Below are 18,222 nucleotides of genomic sequence, written 5' to 3'. Positions count from 1 at the left end.
CTATTCATTGGGCATCGGCATCGGCATCGGCATCGGCTGCGGCATCAGCATCGGCATCGGCTGCGGCGTCGGCATAGCGGCGGAGCACGACGTCGGCTACCCGAACGTCGGCGCCGAGCGGGGCGGCGACGAGCACTCCGGGCTCGGCGTTCCTCGCGAGCCTCGCCACGCGCTCCGGCAGCAGACCCGGCGCGAGGAACCAGGAGGCGAGGGCGAACCGCCGGGCCCCGCCTGCTCGCAGCGTTCGCAGAGCCGACGGCACATCCGGCCGCGCCGCGCTCGCGAACGCCGGACTGACCAGGCATCCGTACCGCCGCTGCCAGTCGCGGGCGAGGGCAGCGACGGCCGTGTTGGCCGGGGCGGACGACGTTCCGACGGCCGCGAGCACGACGCCGAGTTCCGGGTCGCCGAGATCGGCTCCGGCCTCGGTGAGGCGGTCGAGAGCGACCTGCTGTATCCCGGCTTCGGGGCCGAGGACACCGGCCACCGTCACCTGCGAGGACCTCAGCCGTGAGGTCGCCCCGGCGACGATGGCGGGCAGATCGACGCGGGCGTGGTACGCGCAGGCCAGCAGCAGCGGCACCACCACGGCTCGCCGGTGCCCTTGTTCGTGCAGGCCGGTGAGCACCTCGTCCACCCGGGGTTCGGACAGGTCGAGGAACGCCTCACGGACCACCAGGTCAGGGGCGAGCCGCCGCAGCACGCCGGCGAGGTCGCGCACGGTTGCGGGGGACCGGTCGTCACGGCTGCCGTGCGCCGCCACGACCAGCGCCGCTCGTCCGGTCATGTGCCTGGCGCGGCGAAGCGCTCTCCGACGAGTCCCGCGGCCAGCGTGTCACCGTCGGCGGGGTCGATCACCAGGAACGACCCCGTGCGCGGGCTGTCACCGTAGTCGTCGAGGGGGAGCGGTTCGGACAGCCGCAGCGTGGCCGAGCCGATCTCGTTGCGCCCCAGCGATTCCGGCGCCGCCACGGTGGACAGCGTCTGCTCGTCGAACCGCGACCGGAGTTCCCGCACCAGTGCCTGCACGGTGCGCGTGCCGTGTTTGACGAGCACTCTGGTCCCCTGCGTCAACGGTTTCGCCGACAGCCAGCACAGTGTGGCGCGGCACTCGTCGGTCACGGCAGGTGCCGCCGTCGCCGACGCCAGCAGATCACCGCGGGCGACGTCGAGGTCGTCGGTGAGCAGGAGGGTCACGGATGTGCCCGCACAGGCCTCGTCGAGTGGACCTCGCGGAGTGTCGATGCGATCCACCGTGCTGCGCAGGCCGGAGGGCAGCACCACGACCTCATCACCGGGTCGGACGGTTCCCGCCGCGATCTGCCCCGCGTACCCGCGATAGTCGGGGTGCGACGCGGTGCGCGGCCGGATCACGTACTGCACCGGGAAACGGAACGCGGCATCGTGCGGGTCCGGTGCTATCGGCACGGTTTCGAGGTGCTCCAGCAGCGTCGGCCCCGCATACCACGGCATGTTCGGCGAGCGGGTGGCCACGTTGTCGCCGTGGAGTGCCGACACCGGGACGGCGAGCACGGCGTTCTCGGGGTACCCGAGCCAGACGGCGTGTGCCGTGAACTCCTTGGCGATGACCGAGAACGCCGCCTGGTCGTAGTCGATGAGGTCGGTCTTGTTCACGGCCAGCACGAGGCGCGGGACGCCGAGCAGGGCGAGCACGGCCGCATGGCGGCGGGTCTGCGCCACGACACCCTTGCGTGCGTCCACGAGCAGGACGGCGAGCTGTGCGGTGGATGCGCCCGTCACGGTATTGCGCGTGTACTGGACGTGGCCGGGCGTGTCGGCCAGCACGAAACTCCGCTTCGGGGTCGCGAAGTACCGGTAGGCGACGTCGATCGTGATGCCCTGTTCACGTTCGGATCGCAGGCCGTCCACGAGCAGCGAAAGATCTGGTGTGGACAGTCCTTTGTCCACGCTCGCGCGTTCGACGGCGTCGAGCTGGTCGGCGAGCACCGACTTCGTGTCGTAGAGCAGGCGCCCGACGAGCGTGGACTTCCCGTCGTCCACACTGCCCGCGGTGGCCAGCCTCAACAGCGGTGCCATCAGAAGTACCCCTCCCGCTTGCGATCCTCCATCGCGGCTTCCGAGAGCCGGTCGTCCGCTCTCGTGGCGCCGCGCTCGGTGAGCCTGCTGGCCTTGACCTCGGCGATCACCTGCTCGACGGTGGTGGCGGTGGATTCCACGGCCCCGGTGCACGAGCCGTCGCCGACGGTGCGGTAGCGCACCATCAGCTCCCGCACTTCCTCGCCGTCGCGGGGCCCGCCCCACGGCCCCTCGGTGAGCCACATGCCGTCGCGGCGGAAAACAGAGCGCCGGTGGGCGTAGTAGATCGAGGGCAACTCGATGTCCTCCCTCGCGATGTAGTTCCACACGTCGGCCTCGGTCCAGTTGGACAGCGGGAAGACCCGCACGTGCTCGCCGGGACGGTGCCGCCCGTTGTAGAGGTTCCACAGCTCGGGGCGCTGGCGCCGCGGGTCCCACTGGCCGAACGCGTCTCGCAGGCTGAAGATCCGTTCCTTCGCCCTCGCGCGTTCCTCGTCGCGCCGCCCGCCGCCGAACACGGCGTCGAAGCGGTGCTCGGCGATGGTGTCGAGCAGTGGCTGTGTCTGGAGCGGGTTGCGGGTGCCGTCGGGGCGTTCTTCGAGCCTGCCGTCGTCGATCCAGTCCTGCACCTTCGCGACGATCAACCGGAGGCCGTGAGTGTTCACCACGTGGTCGCGGAAGGTGATGACCTCCTCGAAGTTGTGTCCCGTGTCCACGTGGAGCAACGGGAACGGCACCGGCGCGGGCCAGAACGCCTTGATCGCGAGGTGCAGCAGCAGTGTGGAGTCCTTGCCGCCGGAGAACAGGATCACCGGGCGGTCGAACTCTCCCGCGACCTCACGGAAGATGTGCACCGCCTCCGATTCGAGGGCTGCGAGGTTGTCCCGCGCCGCGTCCGTCGCGGTCTGTGCGGTGGTCATGGATTCCCTTCCTTGGCGCGAAAGCTTCCGGAACAGTTCTCGCGGGTCGTGACCGTCAGGCGTGCAGACCGCATTCGGTCTTCGACGTCCCTGCCCAGCGGCCGCTGCGGGGGTCGGCGCCCGGCGCGACCTTCGCTGTGCAGGGTGCGCAGCCGATCGAGAGGTAGCCCTCGCCGACCAGCGGGTTCTGGAGGATGCCGTGCCGCTGGAGGTAGTCGTCGAACTGCTCGTCCGTCCACGCGGCGATGGGATTGACCTTGACGAGACCGTTGCGGTCGTCCCACATGACGACGGGTGTGTCCGCCCTTGTCGGCGCATCGACGCGGCGAACGCCGGTGATCCAGCACGAGTACCTCGCGAGGGTGCGCCGCAGGGGGACCACCTTCCGCAGGTGGCAGCACCGATTGGGATCGCGGTCGTGGAGTTCCGGTCCGTACTCGGTGTCCTGCTCGGCCACGGTCAGCTCGGGCCTGGCGTTGACGATGCGGATGTCCGGGTAGACGGTGGCGACCGCGTCACGGGTGCCGATCGTCTCGGCGAAGTGGTATCCGGTGTCGAGGAAGAGCACGTCGATGTCGGGCTTCACCTTCGTCGCGAGGTCGATGAGCACGGCATCCTGCATGTTCGAGGCGACGACGAGATCGTCGCCGAACCGCTCGACGGCCCAGCGCAGTGCCTCTCCGGCGTCGGCCTCGGCCAGACTCTCCGACGCCTCGGCCGCCAGCGCCGTGAGGGCGTCCCGCGACGCGCTCGTGGTCATCGACTCACCTCCGGTATTCGCAACCCGACGAACCGCACCGCGAAGACCCGCCTACAGGCTTCGCACAGCCAGGCGGCGCGGTTCGTGCCGTCCGTGCCGTTTTCGGGACGGAGTTCCTCTTCGCCGCAGTAGGGACAGTGGAAAGGCGTGGCCCTCGTGGCCCCGGGGTCGCTCATGCGAGATCCGCTTCCTCGGCGCGGGCGGCCCAGTGTGCGAATCGCTCACCCTGCTCGCGCTGCGCGAGGTAGGTACGCACGAGCCGTTCCACATAGCCCGCGAGTTCCGTCGCGACGACCTTGTGGCCGCGCAGCTTGCGGCCGAACCCGGCCTCGAACCCGAGCCTGCCACCGAGGTGGACCTGGAATCCCTCGACCCGCTTGCCGTCGGCGTCGGTCACGATCTGTCCTTTGAGACCGATGTCGGCGACCTGGATGCGGGCGCACGAGTTGGGGCAGCCGTTGAGGTGCACGGTCACGGGATCGTCGATATCGGACTGAATCTCCGCCAGCCGCTGTTCGAGATCGGCGACGAGCCGGGCGGCACGCGCCTTCGTCTCGACGATCGCGAGCTTGCAGAACTCGATGCCGGTGCAGGCCATGACACCGCGTCGCCACGGCGACGGATCGGTGTGGAGCCCAGCCTCGGCGAGAGCGGTTCGCAGGCCGTCCACCTCCGACTCGGCGACGTCGAGGACGATCAGTTTCTGTTGCGGTGTCAGCCGGACCCGCGTCGAGCCTGCGCGTTCGGCTGCCTTGGCCGCGGCGACGAGCATCGACCCGGAAGCCCGGCCCGCCACGGGGGCGGCCCCGACGTAGCAGAGCCCGTCCTTCTGCCGGTGCACGCCGACATGGTCGAAAGGCCGCTCACCGGTCTCGGGGGCCGGGCCGTCGGGAAGGCGGTGTCCGAGGTACTCCCGCTCCAGGACCTCCCGGAACCTCGCGGCTCCCCAGTCCTTGACGAGGAACTTGAGCCTGGCGCGGGATCTCAGTCGGCGATAGCCGTAGTCGCGGAACAGGCCCACCACGCCCGCCCACACGTCCGGCACCTCGTCCAGCGACACCCACGCGCCGAGGCGGACGGCGAGCATGGGGTTGGTGGACAGCCCTCCGCCCACCCACACGTCGAAACCCGGCCCGTGTTCGGGGTGGTGGACGCCGACGAACGCGACGTCGTGGATCTCGTGAGCGACGTCGGGAAGGCCGGAGACGGCGGTCTTGAACTTGCGGGGGAGGTTCGCGAACTCGTCGGCGCCGATGAACCGGCGCTTGATCTCTTCGACGGCGGGAGTTCCGTCGATCACCTCGTCGGCGGCGATCCCCGCGACGGGAGAACCGAGAATCACCCTCGGGCTGTCGCCGCACGCCTCCGTGGTGGACAGGCCTGCGGCTTCGAGCCTGGCCCAGATGGTGGGGACGTCCTCGATGCGGATCCAGTGGTATTGGATGTTCTGCCGGTCGGTGATGTCGGCCGTGTCGCGGGCGTAGGTCGAGGAGAGCTCGCCGAGGAGTCGGAGCGCCTCGGTGCTCAGCACGCCGCCGTCGATGCGCACGCGCAGCATGAAGTAGCGGTCTTCGAGTTCCTCGGGTGCGAGCGTGGCCGTGCTGCCGCCGTCGATGCCCGCCTTGCGCTGGGTGTACAGGCCGTACCAGCGAAAGCGGCCCCGCAGGTCGGCGGGATCGATGGTGTCGAAGCCCCTGCGGGCGTAGACGTTCTCGATCCGCGCCCTGACGTTCAGCGGGGAATCATCTTTTTTGGAGCGTTCGTTCGCGTTCAGCGGCTCCCGGTGGCCGAGGGCCCACTGCCCCTCGCCTCGGGTTCGCCGGGTTCGGGTGGCACTGCCTGCGTCTGGGGCCATGTCGCGGAGTCCTCCGGAGCTGGTCGATGTCGGGACAGGGACGGCAGGCCGGTCACCGACGGCAGAGCTCGTCGTCCACGCGCGGGGAGCCGACGTGGTGTCGCGTCGTGAGGTACACACCTGCTGATCTCACGGGCTCACCGTCGCACGTGGTTCGGATGTGGTCCAGGACGGTTCGCATCGTGGGAACCGGCCCCCTACCAGTGGTTCTCGTGCTCCCGGATGCCGCGCACGCACTCGCGTTGCAGCGCTCGTTGCCGCCGGAGCCGATCGAGAAGCCGCAACGGCCGCGCGAGGGCACCGGGTTCGCCCGTTCGTCGTTCGACGCCGAGCAGGTCACCGTCGAGGGTGCCCAGCATCGACCAGCTCTCCCAGCGTTCCAGGTCCGGCATGGAGTAGTCGTGCCCGAAGAGCAGGGCCGTGCCGGGGGCGGAATCCGGCAGGGCGAGGTTGCCGAGCCGGACGGCGTCCCCGTCCGCACCGTCGTTCCCGGTGAGCTCGACGACGGAGACGCGCGGCCGGATGCCTTCGGGCCGGACGAGGAGGGCGTGCCGTTCCGGATTGGTCCGTGGTGCCGTGCTCTCCGGCTGTTCCCGCCGCGTCAGCCGTACGATGATCCGGGGCAGCCACCACCAGTTCTCCCTGCATAACAGGGGGCTGTCGGCCAGTGTCCTGGACGGCGGGTACTTGACCAGCTCCTGTTTGAGCAGCTCCACCGCGAAGTGGTCGCCGTCGAGGTCGTCGATGATCTCGGGAACCCCCACGCTCACGAGCCCCTGCCGGGCACCGCGCAGCGATCGGGAATCCGTGACGGCGAAGGCCACGCTGGTCGCGCTGCGAAGCCCCGCGATCTGGCAGGCCCGCGAGTAGGGGAGCGCGACGGCGGGGGCGCCCTGATCGAGGACCGGGGTCGCCGCGAGCGCGCACGGGTGTCCTTCGTGGTCGATCCAGCACACCTCGGCCGCGATCGCGCGGCGCCATAACGGAACAAACTCGGTCATCGGCTCAGCCCTTACCAGATCGTCATTGGCCTGTTACGTTGCCACCTCGTCACATCGAGGACGACGGAAACTCGGGAAGTGAGCGTATGCCTGCTGTGGTCGTGGCCCTGTCGGTGGCCGTGTTGTTCTATCTCGGGTACCGCTACTACTCGGCGTATCTGGCGACGAAGGTGTTCGCCCTCGACCCCGCTTTCGTGACGCCCGCGCACAGCATGCGGGACGACATCGATTTCATGCCGACGAACAAGCACGTCCTCTTCGGACACCACTTCACGTCGGTGGCGGGAGCAGCGCCGATCGTGGGACCGGCCATCGGGGTGTACTGGGGCTGGGGTCCCGCTCTCGCGTGGATCATCGTGGGAACGATCTTCGCGGCGGGGGTCCATGACTTCGGTTCGCTGGCCGTGTCCGTGCGGCACAGGGCCAAGAGCATCGGCACCCTGGCCAAGGAAGTGGTCAACAAGCGGGCACGAGCGCTCTTCCTGGTGATCATCTTCTTCCTGCTGACCCTGGTCAACGCCGTGTTCGCGGTGGTGATCGCGAACCTGTTCGTCGCCAATCCCGAGGCCGTGCTGCCGATGCTGCTCCAGATTCCCCTCGCCATCGGGATCGGGCAGTATGTCTACCGCACGCGCAGCGCGGCGCTGCTTCCCTCGATCGTGGGTGTGGTGCTCCTGTATGTGTCGATCGCTCTCGGCCAGGTGCTGCCGATCTCGCTCGAAGGAATCGCCGCGCAGGAAGGTTTTCTCACCGAGCGCAATATCTGGGTGATCCTGCTGTTCGTGTACACCTTCGTGGCGTCGCGGCTGCCGGTGTGGGTGCTGTTGCAGCCCCGCGACTACATCAACTCGCACCAGTTGTTCATCGCGCTGGGTGTCATCGGGCTCGGCATCGTCGTCGGGATGGACACCCTCAAGGCGCCGCTGGTCAACGACACGCCCGATGACTCGCCGAGCTGGTTCCCGCTGCTGTTCATCACGATCGCGTGCGGCGCGATCTCGGGTTTCCACAGCCTTGTGGCGTCGGGAACCACGTCGAAGCAGCTCGACAAGGAGACCGACGGCCGGTACGTCGGCTACGTCGGTGCGGTCGGTGAGGGCTCGCTCGCCGTCGCCTCCCTGCTCGCCTGCACGGCCGGGGTCGTCGCGACGACGGCGGACTGGGACGCCCTCTACGCCGACTTCGCGACGGCGTCCGGCGGGGCGACGTCGAACTTCGTCAACGGAGTCGCGAGTTTCGCGGGCAATCTCGGTGTTCCCGCCTCGATCGCGGTCGTCTTCGCCGCCATCGTGGTGATCAGCTTCGCCGCGACGACCATGGACACCGGGGTTCGTCTCCAGCGCTACATCGTCCAGGAGATCGCCGAGATCTCCGGGGCGAAGCGCCTGGCGCGCAACGCCACAGCAGCGACGATCATCGCGGTGGTGGTTCCGCTCGTCATGGCGTTGCTGCCGGGTGGCGGCGAGAAGGGTTACACGTTCGGCGTGCTGTGGCAGCTGTTCGGCACCACCAACCAGCTCACCGCGGGGCTCGCCCTCGCTGTGATCGCCGTGTGGGTGACGAAGAGCCGCCGTAACCCGATCGCGGTGCTCGTCCCGCTGGTGTTCCTGCTCGTGATGACGTGCTGGGCGCTGCTGGAGAACCTCGTCACGTTCGTCGAGGAGGAGCAGTGGGTGCTCGCGCCGCTCGACGCGATCATCTTCGTGCTCGCGCTGTGGCTCATCGTCGAGGCCGCGCTGGCGCTGCGCTCCTCGTGGCGCTCGCGTGAGGCCGCGACCGAGCCGCAGCCGGAGCCGGAGCCCGAGCGGTGAGTGTTCTCGAAAGGATCGGCTCCGGGTGGCGGCGTCTCGAACGCGCGCACGACGCGGTGTTCGTCGCCCGGTGGCGGCGGGGGCTGCGGCGTGAGGCTCGCCGGGAGCAGGACGTCCTCCGTGCGCTGGTGTCGCTGGAATCGCTCGGCGTTGACAACCCCGTCGCCTACGAGACGCTGGATCTGCTCCCGTATCTCGTCGCCGATGTCCACGCCTGGCACCAGCGCATGGGCGCCGAGCGATTCGGTGACCCTGGAGTGTGCTGTTGATCAGGTTCATCGGCGGTAAGGGAGGTGTCGGCAAGACCACGCTGTCCGCCGCGTTCGCACTGTCCCGCGCCCGGCGGCGCGAGCGCACTCTCGTGGTATCCACCGACCCGGCGCACTCGCTCGGCGACGTGCTCGGCCGCACGCTGGGCGACGACCCTGTCGAGGTGTGGCCCGGCCTGTGGGCCGCGGAGATCTCGGGGGAGGCACAGGCGCGGCGGAGGGTCGAGCAGGTGGCGGAGGACGCGCGGCACGCGGTGCCCGCCGACGTGCTGCCTGCCGTGGAGCGGCACCTCGCCCGTGCCGCCGAAAGTCCGGGCACGGTGGAATCCGCCCTGCTGGACCGGCTGACCGACCTGGTGGGACAGGTGGGACATCGGTGGGACACCCTCGTCGTGGACAGTGCCCCGACGGGGCACATGGTGCGCTTGCTGACGCTGCCCGCATTGCTGACTCCGTGGATCGAGGGCCTCGCCAGGCAGCGAGCCAGGGCCGCCGGAACGGAACGCCTCGTCGCCGGCATGATCGGCGACACGGCCGAGCAAGAGCCCGACCCGCTGTTGCGGCGGTTGCATGCCCGGCGCGACAGGATGGAGTGGATGCGCACACGGCTCACCACCGACGCGCTGGTGCATCTCGTGGTCGTTCCCGAACGCCTCCCGCTGGCCGAGACGATCAGGGCTGCCGAGTCGCTCGGCGACGCGGGGCTGCGGCTCGGCGCCGTGCTCGTCAACCGGGTGCTTCCGCCCGACGACCCCGGCCTGCTCGGCCGAAGGATCGAGCAACAGACCGAGGTGCTGCGGGAGTTGGAGCGGCACTTCCCCGGCGAGACCGTGGTGCGGCTGCCACTGCTCGCCGGTGCCCTGACCGGTGTCGGCGAACTCGCCGCGCTCGCGGACCTGCTCGACGCCGCCGACCTGGGGTGACCCACCGGGTGCGACACTGGGCGGTGTGGATGAGTCGCCGGTTCCGTTCGTCCTTCCTCCCGACGCGCTGAGGGGAGTGGGCAGCCGCCCGTTCGGCGTGTACGTGCACGTTCCGTTCTGCGCGACCCGCTGCGGGTACTGCGACTTCAACACCTACACGGCGGGCGAACTGGGATCGGCCGCCTCACCCGAGTCCTGGCTCGACGGTCTCCGCAGGGAACTCGACCTCGCCGCGAAGCTGCTCGGCGCGGCCCCGCCCGCCGACACGGTGTTCGTCGGCGGCGGCACCCCGTCACTGCTCGGCGCGGGCGGCCTCGGGCACGTGCTGGACGCCGTGCGATCGTCGTTCGGGCTCGCACCGGGAGCCGAGGTGACCACCGAGTCGAACCCCGAATCCACGTCGCCGGAGTTCTTCGCCGGGCTGCGTGAGGCCGGGTATACGCGCGTCTCGCTGGGCATGCAGTCCACGGCCCGGCACGTGCTGACGGTGCTCGACCGCGTGCACACGCCGGGGCGGCCGACCCGTGCCGTCGCCGAGGCGCGCGACGCGGGGTTCGAGCATGTGAACCTCGACCTCATCTACGGAACGCCCGGCGAGCGCACCTCCGATCTGCGGGCGTCCGTCGAGGCGGTGCTCGACGCCGGTGTGGATCATGTGTCGGCGTACGCGCTGATCGTCGAGGAAGGCACGGCGCTGGCTCGCCGCGTGCGCAGGGGAGAGCTGCCCCCACCCGACGACGATGTGCTCGCCGAGGATTACGAACTGATCGACTCGATGCTCTCGGCCGCGGGACTGCGCTGGTACGAGGTGTCCAACTGGGCGGCGTCCGAGGCGGCGCAGTGCCGCCACAACCTCGGCTACTGGCTCGGCGGTGACTGGTGGGGAGCCGGTCCCGGCGCGCACAGCCACGTCGGCGGAGTGCGATGGTGGAACGCCAAGCACCCGGCGAGGTACTCGTCCGTGCTCGCGCAGGGTCACCTCCCCGTGGCGGGACAGGAACGCCTGACCGGCGACGACCGGAAGCTGGAGCGGGTGATGCTCGAACTGCGCCTCGCCGAGGGACTTCCGCTGGACGCGCTCGACGGCGACGGTCTGCGGCAGGCGGAACGGGCCGTGTCCGACGGTCTGCTCGATCGCGCTGCCGCTGCGAAGGGCAGGGCCGTGCTCACCGACCGGGGCAGGCTGCTCGCCGACGCCGTGGTCCGCCGTCTCGTGGTGTAGCGCCTGCGCGTCAGCGATCGGGACGGCAGCGCCGGACGACCCGGATCGTCATGCCCGCACTGGCGAGCCGGTTGAGCAGTGCGTCTCCCATCGCCGCTGCCGTGGTGACCTGGCCCGACGTGGCCGGGAGCTGGTCGAAGGCAAGGCACAAGGCCGACTCCGCGAGCATCTTCGCCGTTTCGTCGTATCCGGGGTCGCCGCCTGCGAACTCGGTGACGACGCGCTCGCCGCCGCCCTCACCGACGAACCGCACGGTGAACCACGACCGAAGGCGGCGCTGGGCGCTGGGGCCTTCTCCGGGCTTGCGGAGGGTGCCGAGCGCTCTGCGCGCGGGCGGGATCTGGGCGAGGACGCCGAGCAGCACCAGCCCGAGCGCTGCGGCGGCGATCGTCGGAAGCCGCTTGACGGACGCGTAGTGGCGGTAGGTGAAGTCGGGGCCGTAGCGGTCGAGTGCGGCGGCCGAGAAACCGACGATCCGCGGGTCGATGGTCGGCAGCGGCACCTGCCAGCGGCCGGTCTCCCTGTCGCGGTACAGCGGCCCGTTCGGCAGGTGGACGCGGCGGTTCTCCGGCCGTGGCTCGACCTCGCGGCGCCGCCGCGCCGCGCGCGCCATCCGCGTGGGCCTTGAGAGTGCGGTGAGCAGCGAGGCATAGGTGCCTCCCGAGAACTCCGCATGCGCCCGTACCTGGCCCTCCACGGTCAGCGGGACACCCTTCGGCAGATGCTGCACGGTGAAGTAGACGCCGAGGTCGTAGGGCACGGAGTCGAAGCCGCAGGCGTGCACGATCCGCGCCCCTGTCCTGCGCGCGGTCTCGTGGTGGGCCAGGTACATGCGGTCCACGAACTCCGGCTCGCCCGTGAGATCCACGTAGTCGGTGCCGCCTGCGGCGCAGGCCGCCACGAGCGGCTCGCCGTAGTGCAGGTAGGGGCCGACCGTGGTGATCACCACGCGGGTGGACTCGACCAGCCGCCGCAGTGATCCGCTGTCGGTCACGTCGGCCTCGATCAGCGGGAGGTCCTCCAGGTCGGGGTTGATGCGCGCGAGGCGCTGTCGCAGCCGTTCGAGCTTGGCCGGGTCGCGTCCGGCGAGAGCCCAGCGGCACCCGAGAGTGGCGTGGGCCGCAAGGTACTCCGCAGTCAAGCCGCCGGTGAATCCCGTTCCCCCGAAGAGAACGAGGTCGTACTCGCGCTCGGCCATGGTGTCCCTCCGTAGTCTCGGGGCGTGTTCTATGCGTAACACGCCGGAGCGGCACTCCACGGCACAGGTGACCAGAGTCAAGCTCATCGGACGTGCGGCGCTGCGACGGACGGCCGATTGAAAGAGCCGGGCCCGGGGTACCTGCTCGATCATGACGGAGAACCACGACCTCGCGCCCGAGGCTGACGTCACCGAGCAGCAGCTCCCCGCCGTCGAGACAGCCGATCTCCCCGTGGAGACGCGGGTGCCGATGGAGGCGAATCCCGCAGACGTGGCAGAGCAGGCCGCGCCCGTGCCGTACGACGAGGACGACGACTTTCGTCCGAGTACCTGAGGTGTGAGGTTCTCGCAACCGGGGTAAACGGCCCCCCGAGACCGCAGAGACCGCAGAGAAAACCGAGCCAGCAGAGACAACCGAGATCACGGGAACCACGGAGACCGCTGGGGACTGTCAAGGCCGGCGCCAGCACAGCAGCACTGACGGCACCGACAGCACTGACGCGGTTCCACGAGCACGGAGGTGACACCACCGATGGCCGACACGTCTCGCCTGCCCACCCCTGTCGCCGAGGTCTGGGAGTGGCAGCGACACGGCAATTGCCGGAATCTCGACAGCTCCGTGTTCTTTCATCCTGACGGAGAACGCGGTTTCGCGCGCGCCGACCGCGTCGCGAGGGCGAAGGAGATCTGCCGTACCTGCCCGGTGATCGTGCAGTGCAGGCACCACGCCTTGACGGTGCAGGAACCCTTCGGCGTCTGGGGGGGACTCGACGAGACCGAACGCCGAGAGGCGATCGCGCGCAGGAAGAAGCTCCAGCCGACGGCCTGACTCTCCCCGTCTTCCGTGCCGATCGTCGTCGCTGTCGGGAAGGAGAGCCGGGTGCGGCTGGGGTATACATTGCTGACCGAACAGGCAGGTCCGCGCGCTCTTGTCGAGCATGCCGTCCGCGCCGAGCTGGCCGGCTTCGACTTCGCGGTGATGAGCGACCACTACTCGCCGTGGCTCGATTCGCAGGGGCACGCCCCGTACGCCTGGAGCGTGCTCGGCGCGGTGGCGCAGGCGACCGAGCGCGTGGAGTTGATGACCTACGTGACCTGTCCCATCATGCGCTACCACCCCGCTGTGGTCGCGCAGAAGGCCGCCACCGTCCAGTTGCTGTCCGAGGGACGGTTCCTGCTCGGCCTCGGGGCGGGGGAGAATCTCAACGAGCACGTGGTGGGGCGGGGCTGGCCCCCGGTGAACGTGCGCCACGACATGCTGGCCGAGGCGATCCGCATCATCAACGACCTGTTCGACGGGGGCTACACGAACTTCTCCGGTGAGCACTATCGCGTCGATTCGGCGAAGCTGTGGGACCTGCCTGACCTGCGCCCGCCGATCGGCGCGGCGGTCTCGGGTGACCAGTCGATACGGCGATTCGCTCCGCTGGCCGACGCGATGATCGCCGTGCAACCAGAACCCCGGCTGTGCTCGTTCTGGGACGAGGTGCGCGTGTCGGCGAACGCCGACGACTCCCGCAAGATCGCCCAGCTGCCGCTGTGCTGGGACACCGACGCCGACGCCGCCGTGGCGCGTGCGCACGACCAGTTCCGGTGGTTCGCCGGAGGATGGAAGGTCAATGCCGAACTCCCGGGAACGCAGGCGTTCGCCGCGGCCACGCAATTCGTGACCCTCGGTGATGTCGCCGCCTCGATCCCGTGCGGGGCGGATGTCGAGCGGGTCGTGGACGCGGCCAAACCGTTCTTCGACGCCGGTTTCACCGATCTCGCGCTCGTCCAGATCGGTGGCGAGCATCAGGAATCTTTCCTCGACGCGGCCGAGCGGGAGTTGTTACCAGCGCTGCGCGAGACGTCCGCGCACTGAGCCCCCGCAGGCGGGAACGGGATCACCCTTGGCCGACCGTCGTTGACGGTGCCCTCACCACGGCAAGGCCGCCAACGCGAGCACCGCCGCCGTCGTCACCAGCACCGCGACGACGGCCAGCGTCGCCTTCGGCGCCGCAGGAGGAACGGCGCGGCGGAGATCGCGGTCCCTCCTCGCGCCTGCCGTGGCCAGCACGACCGCGGCGACGGCGGTGCACGCGGAGGCCGCGGTCAGCTCACTCCAGCCCGTGTGCGCCGTGTGGTAGAGCAGCAACAACGACACCGCCCCTGCGCCGAGGGCGCTGCGCTGCCACGCGAGCCCGGTGCGTTCGGACGGCAGGCCACGCTCCTCGGTCACCCCTTCACCACCAGAACGGCCGCGACGACGGTGATCACGAGCACGACCGCCGACACGACGGGTAGCAGCGGGCTGCGGGGAAGCGGTTCGCGGCGTCGCATGGCGCGCTGGATTCGCCACCAGCGCGGGTAGGCGAGGGCGGCGAGCAGGGTGGCGAGACCGATGCACAATGCGGCGAGCAGCGTGCGCGCGGTGGCGGTGGCCAGTCCCGGCACCAGTTGATGCACCGCGACCCCACCCGCGACAAGCCCGAGCGACGTGCGAATCCACGCCAGAAAGGTGCGTTCGTTGGCGAGGGTGAACCGATAGTCCGGTTCGATCTCCTCGCGATCGTCCGTCACGCCGTCGCGAGGATCGGGTTCACGCGCCCGCACGGCGGAAGCCGGAAGCCACGAACGCCCTGCTCGTCAGGTGTGGTCTCGGGCGCGGCGTCACTTGTCCCCGGCCACGGCCTGCACGGCGTCGTCGATGTTCTCGTACACGGGCATCTGCGCGACGAGGCCCGTGGCCTCCAGCGGACGGAGGACGACGCGTTTCGTCGCCACGATCGCCCACGTCAACGTGTCGTGCGCGGCCTGTTCCGACAGTTCGGCCAGCACGGACAATCCCGCCGAGCCGAGGAAACCGACGCCGTCGAGGTCGAGCACGAGGGCGCTCGGCGCGGTGACGTTCTGCTTGACCCACTGCCGCAGTTCCGGTGCGGAAAGCAGATCGACCTCGCCGGAGACGTGCGCGAGCACCACATCGCCCTGCCGCCGTTCTGCGTCGATACGCATGCCATGACTGTCCAGCGACCGTGGCTGCGCGGCCGACGTCGATTGGGAGGCCAGGGTGTTCGGGTCGGTGCTACGCACTGTTGTCCCTCCGTAGCGTTCGGACAGAGCGCACAGGCAGGATTCGCGATCCGCGATGGCTTGCACGGGCATCCCCGACGTCCTGCCGTGGTTTGCGGCTGAAGCTCCACCGCCCTTCCTACCGTAGGAAGCGCGCCACCTGCAGCGCAACCTTTTCCCGTTCTGCTCACAGGCTCGCCGCATCGGGTTTGTGATCGTCCCCGGATGGGTAGGCGCCTAGCTCGCGAACACAGGGAGAGTGTCGATGAGCGATGGCAGCGAACCGGTGACTCCTCCGCAGGACACCGGGATGCCGGACAGCGTCGAGACCGACCCGGCCGCGTTGAGCAGTGCCGAGGATCTGGACGAGGACAGGTTGCGTGTCGATCCGCTGGAGGAGGGAGTCGAGCCTCCCGAGCACTGGAGCGTGGCAGAACGCTACGCCACGACACCGTTCGAGCAACGTCACGGCGAGACACTGGATCAGCGAGTGTCGCAGGAACGGCCCGACGTCGGCGAATCCGAAGCGCGTGAGGAGGACCTCGACTTCGGCCCCGGCGGCGGAGCCGAGAACGGTCCCGAGGACGCCGTGGAGGCGACCGTGGACTACGTCACCGAGGACGTTCGGCCGGCCCGGCCGCACGAAGAACCGGATACTCCCGCTGTGCGGCGTGGACAGAACGCCGACGAGGTGGACGAGGCGGGAGAGCCCGACGTGATCCGGACTCCGGACGACGAGGATGGTGGCGGGCGCGGTTGATGCCTCTGGCCAAGGGGCGCCCTGTGCGTGAGCGGAGAACGTGTCGTCCAGCGGACGAGAGCGTGGTGACGAGGTGTGGTCGCGTACGAGGGGGCACAGAGATTCCTCCCGCGTGAGCGAGATCTGAGCGCACTACGCGAAGCGTCGGCAGATTGCCGGGGCTGCGATCTGTATGCCGAAGCGACACAGACGGTCTTCGGCGAGGGCTCCGTCCGCGCCCGGCTCGTCATGGTCGGAGAGGTACCCGGCGATCGCGAGGACCGTGAGGGAAGGCCCTTCGTCGGCCCTGCGGGTGGGCTGCTCGACCGCGCGCTCGCCGATGCCGGCATCGACCGGGACGACGTGTACGTGACCAACGCCGTCAAACACTTCCGCTTCACCCGGGACGACCGTGCGAGCAGGCGCATACACAAGAAGCCGTCGCGGTCGCAGATCGTGGCGTGCAGACCGTGGCTGCTGGCCGAACTCGACACCGTCAAGCCCGATGTCGTGGTCGCTCTCGGTGCCACGGCGGCGCAGTCGTTGTTCGGCAAGGACTTCCGGGTCAGTTCCCGGCGCGGAGAGGTACTGGAGTTGCCGGGGCCGCCCGATCTGCCGCTCGCCGTGGCGACCGTCCACCCCTCGGCAGTGCTGCGCGCACGGGATTCCGAACGCGACAGCGCCTATGCCGGTCTCGTCGCCGATCTCGCCGTGGTGGCGAAGGCCGCTTCGCGCCGCACGGCGCGGTGAGCGCGGTGAGCGCGCGAGCGGCGTGTCCGGGTCGATGCCCCTACGGTGGGAGTGGGAGCTGTACGCGAACGAAGGGAACACCGACATGCTCGCCATGACCGACGCGGCCGCCGAGGCGATCAGCGCTCTGACCGCACAGGATGGCCAGGACTCCGCGGGCCTGCGTTTCGCGGTGCGGGAGGAGACCGAGGCCGGCGCGCAGCTCGCGCTGTCGATCGCCCCGGCTCCCGAGGAGGGCGATCAGGTCCTCGGCACGGACAGCGGAGCCAGGGTCTTTCTCGAACCTCAGGCGGCGACGTTCCTCGACGACAAGGTGCTCGACATCCAGCAGGACGACGAGGGACAGCTCAACTTCGCCGTCATGCCGCAAGCAGGCTGATCCGTTTGATCACGGGTCATCGGTGGTACGCCGCGTCGAGACACCGGCGACCACCGATGACCCGTGTGCGCGGACGAGGGAGACGGACCAGCGATGAAAGCCGTGACCTGGCAGGGCAAGCGCAACGTCCGGGTCGAGGAGGTACCTGACCCGAAGATCGAGAAACCCACCGACGCGGTGATCAGGGTGACCTCCACGGGAATCTGTGGATCGGATCTGCACCTGTACGAGGTGCTCGGTGCGTTCCTCGAACCGGGAGACATCCTTGGCCACGAACCGATGGGCATCGTCGAAGAGGTCGGCGCCGAGGTGGAGAACCTCAAGCCGGGGGACAGGGTCGTCGTCCCCTTCAACGTCTCATGTGGACACTGCTTCTACTGCGACCGGAACCTGCAATCGCAGTGCGAGACCACGCAGGTGACCGAACACGGCAAAGGTGCGGCCCTCTTCGGCTACACCAAACTCTACGGGCAGGTACCGGGCGGTCAGGCCGAGCGGCTGCGGATACCGTTCGCGGATTACGGTCCGATCAAGGTGCCGGACGGCCCTTCAGACGATCGCTTCCTCTACCTGTCCGACGTGGTGCCCACCTCGTGGCAGGCCGTGGAATACGCCGCCGTCCCTCCCGGCGGTTCGGTGCTGATCCTGGGACTCGGGCCGATCGGGCAGATGTGCGCGCGCATCGCCCGGCATCGGGGCGCGGGCAGGGTGATCGGTGTCGATCTCGTTGACGAGCGCCTCGAACTGGCCAGACGGTACGGCGTTGACACCATCGATCTGCGCCAGTACAAGCATGTGGCGGACGCGGTGCGCGACCGCACCGACGGACGGGGTGCCGACTCCGTCGTGGACGCCGTGGGCATGGAGGCGCACGGGGCGCCGGTCACGGGGCTGGCTCAGCAGCTGGCGACACTGTTGCCGAGTCCGATCGCGGCGAGGGTCGTGGAGAAGGCCGCGGTGGACCGGCTCTCCGCGCTCTATCTCGCCATCGACGCTGTCCGCAGAGGCGGCACCATCTCACTGTCCGGTGTGTACGGTGGGATGCTCGACCCGATGCCGATGATGACGTTGTTCGACAAGCAGGTCCAGCTCCGCATGGGCCAGGCGAACGTGCGGGCGTGGATCGACGATGTGCTGCCGTTGGTCAGCGATGACGCTGATCCGCTCGGGGTGGAGGATCTCGCCACGCATCACCTGCCGCTGTCCGAGGCGCCCGACGCCTACGACATGTTCCAGAAGAAGCGGGACGGCGCCATCAAGATCGTGCTTGCGCCCTGAGCTCC

At 69.3% G+C, this 18,222-nt stretch carries 22 protein-coding genes; 11 read left to right on the top strand and 11 right to left on the bottom strand.

Annotated features, from left to right (window positions below; genetic code table 11):
- Positions 1–4: 4 nt before the first annotated feature.
- From SACXIDRAFT_RS03320 to SACXIDRAFT_RS03295, 7 genes are all read right to left on the bottom strand, one after another.
- Positions 5–787, bottom strand: coding sequence for a sirohydrochlorin chelatase (locus SACXIDRAFT_RS03320; RefSeq protein ID WP_006237057.1), 783 nt, complete (start codon positions 785–787; stop codon positions 5–7).
- Entirely contained in the window at positions 784–2,058 is a 1,275-nt protein-coding gene (locus tag SACXIDRAFT_RS03315) for a sulfate adenylyltransferase subunit 1 (RefSeq protein ID WP_006237056.1), read from the bottom strand. The genes SACXIDRAFT_RS03320 and SACXIDRAFT_RS03315 overlap by 4 nt, the downstream gene beginning before the upstream one ends.
- Positions 2,058–2,978 (bottom strand): sulfate adenylyltransferase subunit CysD, encoded by a 921-nt coding sequence (gene cysD / locus SACXIDRAFT_RS03310; protein WP_006237055.1) that lies wholly within the window; start codon positions 2,976–2,978, stop codon positions 2,058–2,060. The genes SACXIDRAFT_RS03315 and cysD overlap by 1 nt, the downstream gene beginning before the upstream one ends.
- 55 nt (positions 2,979–3,033) lie before the next feature.
- Complete coding sequence (locus SACXIDRAFT_RS03305) at positions 3,034–3,738, bottom strand: phosphoadenylyl-sulfate reductase (protein WP_006237054.1); 705 nt, start codon at positions 3,736–3,738, stop codon at positions 3,034–3,036.
- Positions 3,735–3,914, bottom strand: a complete 180-nt coding sequence (locus SACXIDRAFT_RS23495) for a hypothetical protein (protein WP_006237053.1) — start codon at positions 3,912–3,914, stop codon at positions 3,735–3,737. The genes SACXIDRAFT_RS03305 and SACXIDRAFT_RS23495 overlap by 4 nt, the downstream gene beginning before the upstream one ends.
- Positions 3,911–5,593, bottom strand: a complete 1,683-nt coding sequence (locus SACXIDRAFT_RS03300) for a nitrite/sulfite reductase (protein WP_006237052.1) — start codon at positions 5,591–5,593, stop codon at positions 3,911–3,913. The genes SACXIDRAFT_RS23495 and SACXIDRAFT_RS03300 overlap by 4 nt, the downstream gene beginning before the upstream one ends.
- Before the next feature lie 197 nt (positions 5,594–5,790).
- On the bottom strand, positions 5,791–6,594 hold the full coding sequence (locus SACXIDRAFT_RS03295) for a hypothetical protein (protein WP_006237051.1): 804 nt from the start codon (positions 6,592–6,594) through the stop codon (positions 5,791–5,793).
- Between the two features lie 86 nt (positions 6,595–6,680).
- Between SACXIDRAFT_RS03295 and SACXIDRAFT_RS03290 the strand changes: the two genes are divergently transcribed.
- From SACXIDRAFT_RS03290 to hemW, 4 genes are read left to right on the top strand one after another with little or no spacing between them, the layout of a single operon-like run.
- Complete coding sequence (locus tag SACXIDRAFT_RS03290) at positions 6,681–8,405, top strand: carbon starvation CstA family protein (RefSeq protein WP_006237050.1); 1,725 nt, start codon at positions 6,681–6,683, stop codon at positions 8,403–8,405.
- Positions 8,402–8,674 carry a cory-CC-star protein gene (locus SACXIDRAFT_RS03285; RefSeq protein WP_006237049.1) on the top strand — a complete coding sequence of 91 codons (273 nt, stop codon included), beginning with the start codon at positions 8,402–8,404 and terminating at the stop codon, positions 8,672–8,674. The genes SACXIDRAFT_RS03290 and SACXIDRAFT_RS03285 overlap by 4 nt, the downstream gene beginning before the upstream one ends.
- Positions 8,665–9,597: an ArsA family ATPase gene (locus SACXIDRAFT_RS03280; protein WP_157599634.1), complete on the top strand. Its 933-nt coding sequence runs from the start codon at positions 8,665–8,667 to the stop codon at positions 9,595–9,597. Before SACXIDRAFT_RS03285 ends, SACXIDRAFT_RS03280 begins: the two co-directional genes overlap by 10 nt.
- Before the next feature lie 25 nt (positions 9,598–9,622).
- Positions 9,623–10,819: a radical SAM family heme chaperone HemW gene (gene hemW / locus SACXIDRAFT_RS03275; RefSeq protein WP_006237047.1), complete on the top strand. Its 1,197-nt coding sequence runs from the start codon at positions 9,623–9,625 to the stop codon at positions 10,817–10,819.
- 10 nt (positions 10,820–10,829) lie between these two features.
- Here hemW and SACXIDRAFT_RS03270 read toward each other — a convergent pair whose 3' ends face one another.
- Positions 10,830–12,017 carry a saccharopine dehydrogenase family protein gene (locus SACXIDRAFT_RS03270; protein ID WP_006237046.1) on the bottom strand — a complete coding sequence of 396 codons (1,188 nt, stop codon included), beginning with the start codon at positions 12,015–12,017 and terminating at the stop codon, positions 10,830–10,832.
- 151 nt (positions 12,018–12,168) lie between these two features.
- Here SACXIDRAFT_RS03270 and SACXIDRAFT_RS03265 point away from each other — a divergent pair, with 151 nt between their 5' ends.
- The 3 genes from SACXIDRAFT_RS03265 to SACXIDRAFT_RS03255 all read left to right on the top strand — a co-directional run bounded on the left by SACXIDRAFT_RS03265 (position 12,169) and on the right by SACXIDRAFT_RS03255 (position 13,881).
- Positions 12,169–12,351, top strand: a complete 183-nt coding sequence (locus tag SACXIDRAFT_RS03265; RefSeq protein WP_006237045.1) for an Rv3202a family protein — start codon at positions 12,169–12,171, stop codon at positions 12,349–12,351.
- A 198-nt stretch (positions 12,352–12,549) separates the two neighbouring features.
- The gene (locus tag SACXIDRAFT_RS03260; protein WP_005444655.1) at positions 12,550–12,846 is read left to right on the top strand and encodes a WhiB family transcriptional regulator; all 297 of its coding nucleotides are present in this window, start codon (positions 12,550–12,552) and stop codon (positions 12,844–12,846) included.
- 51 nt (positions 12,847–12,897) lie between these two features.
- The gene (locus SACXIDRAFT_RS03255; RefSeq protein WP_006237044.1) at positions 12,898–13,881 is read left to right on the top strand and encodes a TIGR03557 family F420-dependent LLM class oxidoreductase; all 984 of its coding nucleotides are present in this window, start codon (positions 12,898–12,900) and stop codon (positions 13,879–13,881) included.
- A 54-nt stretch (positions 13,882–13,935) separates the two neighbouring features.
- On the opposite strand, the gene SACXIDRAFT_RS03250 is transcribed toward SACXIDRAFT_RS03255, so the two are convergent.
- The 3 genes from SACXIDRAFT_RS03250 to SACXIDRAFT_RS03240 form a co-directional block, all read right to left on the bottom strand.
- Positions 13,936–14,238: a DUF202 domain-containing protein gene (locus tag SACXIDRAFT_RS03250; RefSeq protein ID WP_006237043.1), complete on the bottom strand. Its 303-nt coding sequence runs from the start codon at positions 14,236–14,238 to the stop codon at positions 13,936–13,938.
- Positions 14,235–14,579 (bottom strand): YidH family protein, encoded by a 345-nt coding sequence (locus tag SACXIDRAFT_RS03245; RefSeq protein ID WP_040922435.1) that lies wholly within the window; start codon positions 14,577–14,579, stop codon positions 14,235–14,237. Before SACXIDRAFT_RS03245 ends, SACXIDRAFT_RS03250 begins: the two co-directional genes overlap by 4 nt.
- Before the next feature lie 90 nt (positions 14,580–14,669).
- Positions 14,670–15,092 (bottom strand): STAS domain-containing protein, encoded by a 423-nt coding sequence (locus SACXIDRAFT_RS03240; protein ID WP_040922434.1) that lies wholly within the window; start codon positions 15,090–15,092, stop codon positions 14,670–14,672.
- A 244-nt stretch (positions 15,093–15,336) separates the two neighbouring features.
- On the opposite strand from SACXIDRAFT_RS03240, the gene SACXIDRAFT_RS03235 reads away from it, so the two are divergent.
- The 4 genes from SACXIDRAFT_RS03235 (at position 15,337) to SACXIDRAFT_RS03220 (ending at position 18,217) form a co-directional block, all read left to right on the top strand.
- A complete protein-coding gene (locus SACXIDRAFT_RS03235; RefSeq protein WP_006237040.1) occupies positions 15,337–15,831 on the top strand; it encodes a hypothetical protein in 495 nt (164 codons plus the stop codon).
- A 75-nt stretch (positions 15,832–15,906) separates the two neighbouring features.
- Entirely contained in the window at positions 15,907–16,560 is a 654-nt protein-coding gene (locus SACXIDRAFT_RS03230; RefSeq protein ID WP_006237039.1) for a UdgX family uracil-DNA binding protein, read from the top strand.
- Between the two features lie 85 nt (positions 16,561–16,645).
- The gene (locus SACXIDRAFT_RS03225; protein ID WP_040922433.1) at positions 16,646–16,939 is read left to right on the top strand and encodes a HesB/IscA family protein; all 294 of its coding nucleotides are present in this window, start codon (positions 16,646–16,648) and stop codon (positions 16,937–16,939) included.
- A 93-nt stretch (positions 16,940–17,032) separates the two neighbouring features.
- Positions 17,033–18,217: a zinc-dependent alcohol dehydrogenase gene (locus SACXIDRAFT_RS03220; RefSeq protein WP_006237037.1), complete on the top strand. Its 1,185-nt coding sequence runs from the start codon at positions 17,033–17,035 to the stop codon at positions 18,215–18,217.
- Positions 18,218–18,222: the final 5 nt, after the last annotated feature.

Source organism: Saccharomonospora xinjiangensis XJ-54, from assembly GCF_000258175.1.
Classification (GTDB): Bacteria; Actinomycetota; Actinomycetes; order Mycobacteriales; family Pseudonocardiaceae; genus Saccharomonospora; species Saccharomonospora xinjiangensis.
The sequence above is the reverse complement of the archived record's forward strand: the minus strand, read 5'-3'. Positions and strand labels throughout refer to the sequence as shown.

Coding starts and splice junctions, on each gene's coding strand:
- SACXIDRAFT_RS03270 (WP_006237046.1), bottom strand. CDS start 12,017: ATGGCCGAGCGCGAGTACGACCTCGTTCTCTTCGGGGGAACGGGATTC.
- SACXIDRAFT_RS03290 (WP_006237050.1), top strand. CDS start 6,681: ATGCCTGCTGTGGTCGTGGCCCTGTCGGTGGCCGTGTTGTTCTATCTC.
- SACXIDRAFT_RS03320 (WP_006237057.1), bottom strand. CDS start 787: ATGACCGGACGAGCGGCGCTGGTCGTGGCGGCGCACGGCAGCCGTGAC.
- SACXIDRAFT_RS03260 (WP_005444655.1), top strand. CDS start 12,550: ATGGCCGACACGTCTCGCCTGCCCACCCCTGTCGCCGAGGTCTGGGAG.
- SACXIDRAFT_RS03265 (WP_006237045.1), top strand. CDS start 12,169: ATGACGGAGAACCACGACCTCGCGCCCGAGGCTGACGTCACCGAGCAG.
- SACXIDRAFT_RS23495 (WP_006237053.1), bottom strand. CDS start 3,914: ATGAGCGACCCCGGGGCCACGAGGGCCACGCCTTTCCACTGTCCCTAC.
- SACXIDRAFT_RS03300 (WP_006237052.1), bottom strand. CDS start 5,593: ATGGCCCCAGACGCAGGCAGTGCCACCCGAACCCGGCGAACCCGAGGC.
- cysD (WP_006237055.1), bottom strand. CDS start 2,978: ATGACCACCGCACAGACCGCGACGGACGCGGCGCGGGACAACCTCGCA.
- SACXIDRAFT_RS03235 (WP_006237040.1), top strand. CDS start 15,337: ATGAGCGATGGCAGCGAACCGGTGACTCCTCCGCAGGACACCGGGATG.
- SACXIDRAFT_RS03305 (WP_006237054.1), bottom strand. CDS start 3,738: ATGACCACGAGCGCGTCGCGGGACGCCCTCACGGCGCTGGCGGCCGAG.
- SACXIDRAFT_RS03220 (WP_006237037.1), top strand. CDS start 17,033: ATGAAAGCCGTGACCTGGCAGGGCAAGCGCAACGTCCGGGTCGAGGAG.
- SACXIDRAFT_RS03225 (WP_040922433.1), top strand. CDS start 16,646: ATGCTCGCCATGACCGACGCGGCCGCCGAGGCGATCAGCGCTCTGACC.
- SACXIDRAFT_RS03295 (WP_006237051.1), bottom strand. CDS start 6,594: ATGACCGAGTTTGTTCCGTTATGGCGCCGCGCGATCGCGGCCGAGGTG.
- SACXIDRAFT_RS03315 (WP_006237056.1), bottom strand. CDS start 2,058: ATGGCACCGCTGTTGAGGCTGGCCACCGCGGGCAGTGTGGACGACGGG.